General features: G+C 29.9%; 8 protein-coding genes. All 8 read right to left on the bottom strand.

Translation table 11 applies throughout. The features are described from left to right. The coding region (locus RWQ74_RS04060; protein WP_314397015.1) for an NEAT domain-containing protein at positions 1-1978 on the bottom strand (1978 nt) is incomplete at its 3' end. Between the two features lie 222 nt (positions 1979-2200). Then, positions 2201-2827, bottom strand: coding sequence for a thioredoxin (locus RWQ74_RS04055; protein WP_314160470.1), 627 nt, complete (start codon positions 2825-2827; stop codon positions 2201-2203). Between the two features lie 21 nt (positions 2828-2848). After that, positions 2849-5110 carry a single-stranded-DNA-specific exonuclease RecJ gene (gene recJ, locus RWQ74_RS04050; protein ID WP_314397014.1) on the bottom strand — a complete coding sequence of 754 codons (2262 nt, stop codon included), beginning with the start codon at positions 5108-5110 and terminating at the stop codon, positions 2849-2851. A gap of 32 nt (positions 5111-5142) precedes the next feature. Beyond that, positions 5143-5418, bottom strand: coding sequence for a DUF1049 domain-containing protein (locus tag RWQ74_RS04045; protein ID WP_314397013.1), 276 nt, complete (start codon positions 5416-5418; stop codon positions 5143-5145). Further along, on the bottom strand, positions 5418-7409 hold the full coding sequence (gene ligA / locus RWQ74_RS04040; RefSeq protein WP_314397012.1) for an NAD-dependent DNA ligase LigA: 1992 nt from the start codon (positions 7407-7409) through the stop codon (positions 5418-5420). Before ligA ends, RWQ74_RS04045 begins: the two co-directional genes overlap by 1 nt. 6 nt (positions 7410-7415) lie before the next feature. Next, positions 7416-9599 carry a UvrD-helicase domain-containing protein gene (locus RWQ74_RS04035; protein WP_314397011.1) on the bottom strand — a complete coding sequence of 728 codons (2184 nt, stop codon included), beginning with the start codon at positions 9597-9599 and terminating at the stop codon, positions 7416-7418. A 349-nt stretch (positions 9600-9948) separates the two neighbouring features. Then, positions 9949-11088, bottom strand: coding sequence for a recombinase RecA (recA, locus tag RWQ74_RS04030; RefSeq protein WP_314397010.1), 1140 nt, complete (start codon positions 11086-11088; stop codon positions 9949-9951). Positions 11089-11104: 16 nt separating this feature from the next. Beyond that, entirely contained in the window at positions 11105-12019 is a 915-nt protein-coding gene (locus tag RWQ74_RS04025; protein ID WP_314397009.1) for a fumarylacetoacetate hydrolase family protein, read from the bottom strand. Positions 12020-12026 lie beyond the last annotated feature (7 nt).

The raw sequence follows: 12026 nt of genomic DNA, 5'->3' as shown, positions 1-12026 counted from the left end.
TAACACCATTTCCTCCTAAGTTAATACGCTCAATATTAACTGCATTTTTGAATAAATCTTCAGGTAATTCACCCAAGTTATTACTGTCAGATGAGAATGATTTAACTCCAGGGCCCATGTGTTTTAATAAATCTAAATTATAAATTGCACCTTTATCAACTTTGCCATCAATTTCTAATGAACCAATATTGATATCACCTGTAAAGTTTTTTAATTCATCTTCTGTTACTTTACCGTCTTTGTTAGTATCTACCCCATTAGCAATTAATTTTTTCTGAAGTAGATCATCACTTTTTTTACGTTCTTCATTGTTTTTCTCAACTAACTCGAATCCATTCCATCCTTTTTTAATTTCAGGTTTGAATTTTAGTTTTACGGTTGTATATTTATCGAAGTTTCCTTTATCACTCTCAAGAGAGCCCATATAAGAAACAATAACACCACCTAAATGTATTTGGTCTAAATCTTCTACAGGAAGAGTAAATAACGCTTTATCATATTGACCTGCAGAGTTCTTCTCACCAAAGTTTTCTTTCACACCTGATGCCCATTTACCCTTATTTTGAATGGCAAAATCATATAAACCATGAGCGAATAAAGTGTTTAACATTGTAATACTCATTTTTCCATCTTTAACTACTAATTTTACATTTTTATCGAAGAAACCTTCTAACATAGAAGTACCTTGTCTTCCATCAGCATATAAAGCGTTAAATCCTAAAGTATATTCACCATCTTCTAACTTGTCAGTAAGTGAATAAGTTTTTTCTCCTTGTTTTTCTGTAGTTTTATTATCTGCTAGTTTTTCTTCGACTACTTTATTACCAGTAGTAAATGCTTTGCTTTCACTGTCATCGTTCGCTTTAAATATGATTGAATTTTCTCCATCAAAGTTCCAAGCTTTAAATGCTTTAAGGCTTTCTCCACCGTCATCGAAAGTAACAATTTGACCTTTCCAGTTTTTACTAAAAAGTGATTTGTTGAAAGTTTTTCCATTGATAATAACTTCTTTAGTGTTTTTAAGAACATCTTCTGCTTTAAATCCATCAGCTAGAGTAATGTTTAATTCATCCCCATAGCTATTCTTTTCTACATTAGTAACTAAATCTTTTTGAGCATATGAAGTATTAGTTGCTGGTGTATCTTGTTTTTCTGTAGATTTATTATCAGCTGGTTTTTCTTCAGCTACCTTATTACCAGTAGTATATGCTTTGCTTTCGCTACCGTCATTTGCTTTGAATACGATTGTATTGTCTCCATCAAAGTTCCAAGCTTTAAATGCTTTAAGACTGTCTCCACCGTCATCGAAAGTAACGATTTGACCTTTCCAGTTTTTGCTAAAAAGATTTTTGTTGAAGGTTTTTCCATTAATAATAACTTCTTTAGTATTTTTAAGAACATCTTCTGCTTTAAATCCATCAGCAAGAGTAATGTTTAACTCATCCCCATAGCTATTCTTTTCTACATTAGTAACTAAATCTTTTTGAGCATATGAAGTATTAGTTGCTGGTGTTGATGTAGCAGTACTCGGTTCTACATACCCTTCGTCTTCATATGCAGCTTTTGAACCATCTTTAAAAATAAATTCAATTTTGTGTTTCTTTTGTTTATTATAATGAGCTTCTATATCTTTATTACTAATATATACAGTATTACCATATAATGTATAATTTTTAGAAGCAGATGATTCACTATCAAAACCGAAATCTTTCCCATCGATTAATAGTTTATCAACATTTTTCCAGTATTTGTTAAATATATCATTAGATGAATCTTTACCTTCGACAGTAAATTCTAATGAACCACTTCCTCCTATTTCAGCTTCGTAGATTTTAAAACCTTCACTTTGTTCACCTTGAGCATAAGCGATATTTAACTTTGTATTTAATATAGGATTAGATATTCCCGTAGTAGTTATTGTTAAACAGATAGGAACTGCTAATCCAGCTATGAATTTGCTATTGTATTTTTTTGTCATAGAATGCCTCCAATAAATTTTATACTGATAATCAGTATCGTTTAATTATAAACATATTATACTACAACAGTAAATAAGATACAAGTAAAAAGTCAAAAAATAAAAAAAAATTAGTGAATAAATACAAGAATTCAATTTAAAAACCATTGAATTCATAGGTTTATCCACTAAAATAATTCGTACATAAATTTGTCACAATAAAAAAATAATTAATATAACTGTTTAAAATCTTTTTGTTATTAAGTTAAAATGTATTTCAATATCCTCAGGTTCTGTTGCATAACCTCTTAAATCATAAAATTCGCCTTCTTTTTCTAATACTGCTGTTGGATAAGTTTCAATTCCTAAGTTCAGTGTTTTTATAAAGTCCGAGTGAATAGGATTAGGATTTTTAAAAGCAATAGTTAATTTTAAGGCAAAATCAGAACTATCAATTTCATATTTATCAGATAATTCTACATATGTTTTCACTTCACTAAGACTTTTTCCTTCGATAAAAAATTTACATTGAATATCATAAGCAAAATTTAATAATTTTGAATTTGGTATAAATTCTTTTACAACATCCATGGCTATTGCCGGATGAACAGAGTTTAGTATCATTTCACCTTCTTCAAGCACTTTATTATATTCTTCTCCAAACTCTACATCATACATTTCAGAAATCTTTTTATTTCCTTCTTGGAAATATCCATATTCTTTAATTTTTTTGCTATTATCTCCAAAGAATAATCCACCCGAAATTATTTCAATTTCTACATCTGAATGATTTTCATAAAACTTAGTGAATATTTTATCAAATCCATAGCACCAACCACAGTATGCATCCCAAAAGTATAAAATTTTCATTTTGTTCTCCTTTTTATATAGTTACTTTTTACTGAATAATTTATCAATATTTACTATACTCTCTTTTAAAAGTAAGTTTTCCATTTCAAATATACTTTCCATCTTTACAAAACTTGGAGATTTTTTCAAATCAACAGTTTTATAATTTGGATTTAGTATTATTGTATTATTTACAAAAGTTATTAACTCTAATTCTTTAAAAATTTGAATCATAATTTTTAAACTATCTACATTTGTTTTTAAGACTGATAATAGTTTATCTAATTGCTGTGCAATATTAATTTGTTTATTAGGCGTAGATAAAATTATATTAAAAAGTTTAATCAATCTATCTTTGTCAATTAAATAAACATCAGATAATATTTGCTTTTCTTCACAAATTAAATATATTTTCTTAGGATTTAACTTAATTAATTTTTCAATATATTCCTTACTAGTAGGAATGTCTAATAAGTAGATATCTTCAATATTTTCTTCTAGTTGTTCAATATCTTTATATAAATAGAAATTGTTATCCCTGTCATCAATTTTTTTAGAAATCTTTATTGCTTTATTGTCAATTTTTGAAATATCATAGTTCATAAATCTCAAATCTTCAAATAAAAATTCCTTAATATTTATATCAATAATATGAGCCTGTAGTTTTGATCGTCCATTAAAGTTATTTTTATCCAAAGTACATAACAAATCAACAATGTCATTCTTTTCGACTTTATCAAACGCTGCAACATCTTTAAAGCTAATACATTCTAAATTTCCAACCTCATCTGCAATAGTAAGTCTTAAATATTGTTTTTCAGAACCAAAGTATGCTTTATTAAGAACCATTGCATTTTCTATTAATACATTAGGTTTTTCGAAATCCATACCATAAGGTTTTAATACATCTAAGGAATTTAAAAACTGATAACTAATATCTTCAAGTGAAGTTACTATATCAATATTCTTACTTGATTTTAATTCGTTATGTTTTTTAAATTCTTCAAATTCATTATCTAAAAATCCTTCAATTTTATCAAAATTACTCGCATCAAAAGAAAATCCAGCAGCTAGTGTATGACCTCCAAATGCAAGGAATAAATCAGAGATTTTATTCATAGCTACGTAAATATTAAAATCAAAAATACTTCGCGCTGATCCTTTAAGGACACCATCCTTCTCATTCATAATAAATACAGGTTTTTGATATCTTTCGACAATATTAGATGCCACTATACCTAGAACTCCTTCATGATATTCGCCGGATACCATAATTACATTCTTTTCTTTTTTATCAGAAGTTTCAATTTTATTTATAATATCTTTTACAATATCTTCGGTAACTTTTTTTCGTTCAATATTGTATTGTTCAATTTGCTCAGCTAATGATTTTGCTGTTACAGGATCTTCTGCCATTAGAAAAGTTAATCCTAATTTTGCACTATCCATTCTACCTATAGAATTCAACTTAGGAGCTATATAAAAACCAACTGTTTGTTCATCAATTTTTGTATCAATACTAGATAATTCAAGTAGCATCTTAAGACCTATTCGTGGATCTTCATTTAACAACTCTAAACCTTGTTTTACAAAGATTCTATTTTCATCCGTAATAGATACCATATCTGCAATTGTACCAATTGCAACTAGATCTAATAAGAAATCTGGAAATATTTCCAATAATGCGTGGGCTAGTTTAAACGCAACTCCTACTCCAGCTAATTTCTTGAAAGGATAATTACCATCTGGATGCTCAGGATGAATTATAGCATAAGCATTAGGCATAGTATCTTGAATTTTATGGTGATCAGTAACAATCACATCACAGCCCAATTCATTTGCTAAATTAACCTCTTCTACCCCTGCAATTCCATTGTCAACTGTAATAATTAAAGAAATTCCTGAATTAATTATTTTAGTAAAAGCTTCTTTATTTGGTCCATATCCCTCTTCAAAACGATTTGGAATGTATGACGATACATTTGCTCCCATCGATATTAATGTTTCGACTAATAGGACTGTTGATGTAATTCCATCTGCGTCATAATCACCATAAACAAGTATTTCCTCCTCATTTTCAATCGCCTCATTAATTCTATCTACAGCTTTTTGCATGTCATGCATTAAAAATGGATCATAACCTTCTTCATATTCATCAGAAAAGTATTTTTTGACAACGGTCATGTCTGTAATACCACGAGCATTTAATATTTTAGCTATATTTTTAGAAATACTATATGCCTCTAATTCTTTTATAAAATTTTCATCATAACTAGGATAAATCCAATTATATTTTATCCCCATTTTTTCACCCCTTTTCGTTCAGTGAGTTTACTTTATTCTTTGTTATCTTCTAATTTTTCTTTAGTAAATAATAATTTTTCTGTTCTTTCATATTTTTTAGCTAAACTTTTATATTTTTGATACCAATAAAAACTAGCTGCGATTATCCCCATAAAGAAATATACGAAGAATAGTATTGTTAAAGGTAATTTAACAGTAAAGAATATAAATGAAACTGGTACTGAATTATAGTTCATGATGAAAAATGTAATGATTGATACGAACACAATTACTATACCAAAAACTTTATACGGTAATTTATTATCCATTATTCCACCTCTCTTACCATGTTAGCAAATTGCTCTTCGTTAATTACTTCAATACCTAGTTGTTCAGCTTTTGCGAGTTTCGAACCTGCTTTTTCTCCAGCAATAACTAAATCAGTTTTTGAAGTGACACTTCCTGTAACTTTTGCTCCATTTTTTTCTAAAAATTCTTTCGCTTCATTTCTTGTTAATTCAACAAGCTTACCAGTTAACACGACTGTTTTTCCTGAAAAAATATTATCAGAGTTGACTGCAGTAACTTCATATTGAGGATTCATTCCAACGCTAATCAAATCATTTATAAATTGGATGTTATTGTCATCTGATAAATAATCTAAAATAGATTCTGCTGTAATTTGTCCTACATCATCAAGATTAATAAGTTCTTCTAATGTTGCATTCATAAAATTAGAAAGGTTCAAATATTTTTCTGCAAGTATCTTTCCTGCTTTTTTTCCAACATTTAGTATTCCAAGTGCAAAGATTACTTTATCAAGTGAGCTTTCTTTTGATTTCTCAATGGCGTTTAACAAATTATCTACAGACTTTTCTCCCATACGCTCCAATGAAATTAATCTAGCTCTATCCAAGGAGAATAAATCGATGGTATGCGCGATGATACCTTTATCATATAAAGTCGCTACCACTTTATCACCAAGTCCTTCAATATTTAGCGCTTCTCTTGAGGCAAAATGGATTATCCTTCTAATATTTTGCTCAGGGCAATCTGGATTTTTACATCTTGTAAAAGGATCATTTTCTTTCACGTAAGTTTCCTGATGGCAAGATGGACAAGTAGATGGCATTTGATATTTTGTAGTTCCTTCAGTTCGTAATTCTTTAACTACACGAACTACTTTAGGAATAATCTCGCCTGCTTTTTTTACTATGACCATATCTCCAATATGAATATCAAGTTCGTCAATAATATCTTTATTATGTAAAGATGCTTTAGATACTGTAGAACCAGAAATTACGATTGGGTCTAAAATTGCAACAGGTGTAATAATCCCTGTTCTACCTACACTAAGTTCTACATCTAATAATTTGGTTGCAAGTTCTTCTTCTGGGAACTTATATGCTGTAGCCCATCGCGGGCTCTTTTGTGTATATCCTACTTCTTCTTGAACTCTATAAGAATTAACTTTTATTACAATTCCATCGATATCATAAGGTAAATTTTGTTTGTTTTCTGTCCAGTAATTAATATACTCAATTACTCCATCAATGTTTTTACAAAGTTTGAAATTAGGATTTACAGGAAGTTCATATTCCTTTGCTGTGTTTAATGCATTTTCTTGAGAAACAATACTATCATCGCCTACTATTGAATAAATAAACGCGGATAATCTTCTTTTTGCTGTTATTTTTGAATCCAATTGTCTTAAAGATCCTGCTGCTGCATTACGAGGATTCGCAAATAATAACTCATTATTTTCCTCACGTTCTTTATTTAGAATATTAAAAGATTTCTTTGGAAGATAAACCTCTCCCCTAACCTCAAATGATCTATTATCTTTCAAAACTTTCGGAATAGAGAAAATAGTTTTTATATTTTCAGTTACATCTTCACCAATAGTTCCATCCCCACGAGTAGCAGCACTAACTAATTTACCATTCTCATAGTTAATAGAAATTGCAAGACCATCTATTTTTAATTCACATATATACTCAACCCTTTCATTAGGAACTAATTTTGACACTCTAGCATCAAATTCTTTTAAATCCTCTGTAGAAAATGTATTTGATAAACTTAACATCGGTACTTTATGAGTAATTTTTTCAAACTCATCAAGTACTCTGTCCCCTACTCTTTGTGTAGGAGAATTTTCTAAAATTAATTCAGGATATTTCTCTTCTAGTTTTTCTAATTGCTTATATAAAGTATCATATTCAGTATCAGAAACTTGCGGATTATCTTCAACATAATAGTCATATGAATATTTGTTTAATAAAGAAACTAGCTTGGAAATTTCTTCTTGAATTTGTTTCATAATTTATTAATCCTTTCTAGTCAGATTAGCATACTCAATTAATAAAGTTTTTACACCAACCTCACTAAATTCAACTTTTACACTGTCAGCAGATATGTCTAAGACTTTACCTTCTCCGAATTTTTTATGAAGTACAATGTCATCTACACCATAATTCGTACTAACTAAAGTCTTAGGTTTCTCTGAAATCTTAATTTTTGGACTAAGCCTGCTAATAAACTTATTAGCTTGATCTATATTTGAATCAGTGCTTTCAAAACTTCCTCCAAATGAAGATTCGAAATGCATAAGTTTGTTAGGGACTTCATCTAAGAACCTAGAACGTTTATTCATCTTGATAGAACCAAATTGCATTCGTCTGTTTGCGTACGACATAAATAATCTTTCTTTTGCTCGTGTAATAGCAACATATGCTAAGCGACGCTCTTCTTCCATCTTATTCTTCTCATCAGCACTACTCTCAGCATCTCTAATGGATGGGAATAAGTTCTCCTCTAATCCCATTATAAAGACTACTTTGTATTCTAATCCTTTAGAAGCGTGGACTGTAGATAAAACTACCGCATCTTCTTGATTTTCATCATCTGCATCTGAAGTTAAGGACATTTCCGAGATAAAATCAATAAGACTATCATTCATGCTTGAGAATTGTTTAGCAGAAGAAACCAACTCAGAAATATTTTCAATTCTACTTTCTGCATAAGGATCATTAGATTCTTTTAACATACTTTCATAACCTGAATCTTTATAAATTCCTATAATTAATTCATCTATTGAATATTTTCCTACTTCTGAATATTTCTCAATAAGATTTGTTAGTAATTGGATATTGGTTACTATTTTTTTAGACACTCCTATTGCTTCAATATTTTTTAAAGCTTCAAATAAAGAAATACCATATTGTTCAGCATATTTATCAATTTTATCTATTGAGCTAGCGCCTATACCTCTTTTAGGAACATTGATTATCCTTCTCAGACTAAATTCATCAGCTCTATTTACAATTACATTTAAGTATGAAAGTAAATCACGGACTTCTTGACGTTGTAAGAATTTAAGTGAACCTATTAATTTATAAGGAATACCAAAAGATAAGCAAGAATTTTCCATTTGACGAGAAAGATAGTTTGCTCGATATAAAATTGAGATATCTTTATAAGATATACCTTCTTTTTTCAATTCAACTATTTTTTTTGCTATATCATCTGTTTCATCTTTGTCATTAGATGCTGCATAAACAGAAATTTTCCCTCCGCCTTTATTTTCAGACCATAGAGCTTTTTCTTTCCTATCGGTATTATTTTTAATAACTGCATTTGCTGCATCAAGAATTGTAGAATTAGAACGGTAGTTTTGATCAAGGAACACTAATTCAACATTGGTAAAATCTTTTTCAAAGTTTATTATATTATCACTACATGCACCACGCCAGCTATAAATACTTTGATCATCATCACCAACAACACATACATTTTTATGTATTTCTGATAACATTTTAATTAATCTATATTGAATAACGTTTGTATCTTGGTACTCATCAACATGAATATATTGAAATTGATTTTGATAAATCGCTAAAACTTCAGGGAATTTTTTAAATAAAACAATTGTTTTAAGCATTAAGTCATCAAAGTCCAATACGCTATTTTTCTTTAAATAACTTTGATAGTGTGCATATATCTCTGCTACATTTTTCATAAAACCAAAACGAGATTGTTCTCTCATTTTTTTTACTGAAACTAAACTATTCTTAGCATTTGAAATTATTTTTAATACGTTGGCAGGTTGATATGCATCTTCTGATAAATCTAGAGATTTAACAATATTCTTTATAATACTTTTTTGTTCACTTGTATCAAGTATCGTGAAGTTTTTATTATAGCCTAATAGTTCAATGTGTTGACGTAATATTCTTACACACATAGAGTGGAATGTATTTATCCAAATATATTTTGAAGTTTCCCCAACAAGAGCGTATATTCTTTCTTTCATTTCTTTAGCTGCTTTATTCGTAAAAGTGATAGCCAAGATATTATTTTCTAAGATGTTTTTTTCAGAAATTAAATAAGCTATTCTATTTGTTAATACACGTGTCTTCCCACTACCAGCCCCGGCTATAACCATTACAGCTCCTTCTGTTTTTAGTATAGCCTTTAGCTGATTTTCATTCATATTTTGTACTAAATTCACTATTATTTCTCCTATTCTTCTCTAATAATATTTTATCATATTTTCAAAATAAAAGGGAGTGACTCAAAAATCGTGATTTCAGAGAAATCGATTTTGTCGAGTCACCCCCGCATAGTTTATAAGATATCTAAAAAACTTTTATAAACGAATTTTGATATCGATAAACCACTGCGTCAATGAGTTCTCATATAAATTTCTTTTAAAATTTATGACTTTTGGGGCAACCCCTTTTATTTAGTTTGTATATAGATTACAAGAACATAGCTATTGCAGAAATAAACCCACTAGCTAATATAATGAAAATCATTAACCATAATACAATTTTAAATATTTTTTTATTCATATATTACTATTCTACCTCACCTAAAGTCTCTATCCCTAAATCAAGTTCGTCAGCATCATCATTTACTTCATCTTCATCTACTGAGATACTTTTTTTCCCAGTTTTATTCATCATCTCTTCCCTTACAAGAGCATATATTTCATTATATAATTCTTCATTTTCTTCAAAGACTTTTTTAACATTTTCACGTCCTTGACCTAAACGTTCACCATTATATGAGAACCATGATCCAGATTTATTAATAATATCTAAGTCAACTGCAAAATCAAGAGTTTCCCCGATTTTTGAAATTCCTTCACCAAACATAATATCTACTTCAGCAATCTTGAACGGCGGAGCTACTTTGTTTTTAACAATTTTAATTTTAGTTCTGTTACCTAAAATTTCACTATCAGCACCTTTAATAGCCTCTCCTTTTCGTACATCTATACGCACTGTAGAGTAGAATTTTAATGCACGTCCACCTGTTGTTACTTCAGGGCTTCCAAACATTACTCCTACTTTTTCACGAAGTTGGTTAATAAATAAAGCGATAGTATTAGCTTTATTTATTTGACCAGTTAATTTACGAAGTGCTTGCGACATAAGACGAGCTTGTAATCCAATATGATTAGCTCCCATTACCCCATCAATCTCTGCTTTTGGTACCAATGCAGCTACTGAGTCAATTACAATTATATCAATCGCACCAGATAAGATAAGTTTTTCAGCGATATCAAGTGCTTGTTCCCCACTGTCAGGTTGCGATAAGAAGAATTTACCAGGAGTAAAATCAACACCCAATGCTTTTGCATATTCAATATCTAGGGCATTCTCAGCATCTATAAATGCAGCGATTCCACCAGTTTTTTGAACTTCTGCGATTGCGTGAAGTGCAATTGTAGTTTTCCCTGATGATTCAGGTCCATAAACTTCAACAATACGTCCTTTAGGATATCCACCTATACCTAAAGCTGAATCGATTGCTAGTGATCCAGACGATACTGCTTCCACTTTAATTGGATTTTCTGATGAAATATCCATAATTGCACCCTTACCGTATTCTTTTTCAATAACTTTTATAGCTTCATTAATTGCGGCTTGACGTGCTTTTAAATCATCTTTTTCAATATGTGTAACTTGTTTATCTTTTGCTTTCTTTGCCATGATTTTTCCTTTCTACTTAGTCTCCAATAACCGTAGTTAATGTACCAATTCCTTCAACAGTAATTTTAATTTCATCACCAGGTTGTAAGTATTTTGGTGGTTTTTGAGCAGAACCAACCCCTGCTGGTGTACCTGTAGCAACGATATCCCCAGCTTCTAAAGGAACGATTTTACTAACTTCTGCAAGAACATCATCAATTCTAAATAGCATTTCAGACGTCATTGCATTTTGTTTAATTTCACCATTAACTTTTGTTACAATATTCATAGACTCAGGAGAACCAACTTCATCTTTAGTTACAAGATACGGTCCAACTGGAGCTGATTTTTCTAGTGATTTCCCTAAGAAAAATTGTCCGTGTTTATATTGTAAGTCAGCAGCTGTTATATCATTCATTATTGTATATCCAAAGATATAATCTAAGACTAGAGGTCTTAATATATTTTTACCTGGTTTTGCTATTACTACAGCTAGTTCTCCTCCGAAATCTAAGCTATCTGTAATATTTTTATGAGATGGCACTACTTCATTATTTCCAGCTAAAGCTGTTGTAGCTTTCGTAAAGATAAGAACATCTTTAGGAGTTTTTGCCAACTCGTCGCCAAGCTCATTAACATGTGCTTCATAGTTGTGTCCAACACAAAGAATATTTTTCGGTGTTCTTGTAATAGGTGAACGCCAAATTATTTTACTAAATGGTACTTTATAGCTATCGGCATTACTACTTTCCTCTACTAATTTTAGTACTTTTCTAACTTTTTCTATAAAAGATACACCATACACTTCAATCGCTTCTCTTAAAGTTTGTGGTATAGTTTCATTATTATCAAAATCTTCTAGTACTTTAATTAAGTCCCATGCACTTTCTTCGCGTTTTACTTTTACTCCATATAATTCTTTATCGTTATAACTGAATGATAAAAATTTCATAGTTGCC

The sequence above is a fragment of the uncultured Gemella sp. genome, assembly GCF_963525165.1.
Classification (GTDB): Bacteria; Bacillota; Bacilli; order Staphylococcales; family Gemellaceae; genus Gemella.
This window is presented reverse-complemented; position numbering and strand designations above follow the sequence as displayed.

What these genes read in the sequence shown, in the direction of transcription:
- RWQ74_RS04025 (WP_314397009.1), bottom strand. Translation starts at nt 12,019, where the DNA reads ATGAAATTTTTATCATTCAGTTATAACGATAAAGAATTATATGGAGTA.
- recA (WP_314397010.1), bottom strand. Translation starts at nt 11,088, where the DNA reads ATGGCAAAGAAAGCAAAAGATAAACAAGTTACACATATTGAAAAAGAT.
- recJ (WP_314397014.1), bottom strand. Translation starts at nt 5,110, where the DNA reads ATGGGGATAAAATATAATTGGATTTATCCTAGTTATGATGAAAATTTT.
- RWQ74_RS04055 (WP_314160470.1), bottom strand. Translation starts at nt 2,827, where the DNA reads ATGAAAATTTTATACTTTTGGGATGCATACTGTGGTTGGTGCTATGGA.
- ligA (WP_314397012.1), bottom strand. Translation starts at nt 7,409, where the DNA reads ATGAAACAAATTCAAGAAGAAATTTCCAAGCTAGTTTCTTTATTAAAC.
- RWQ74_RS04045 (WP_314397013.1), bottom strand. Translation starts at nt 5,418, where the DNA reads ATGGATAATAAATTACCGTATAAAGTTTTTGGTATAGTAATTGTGTTC.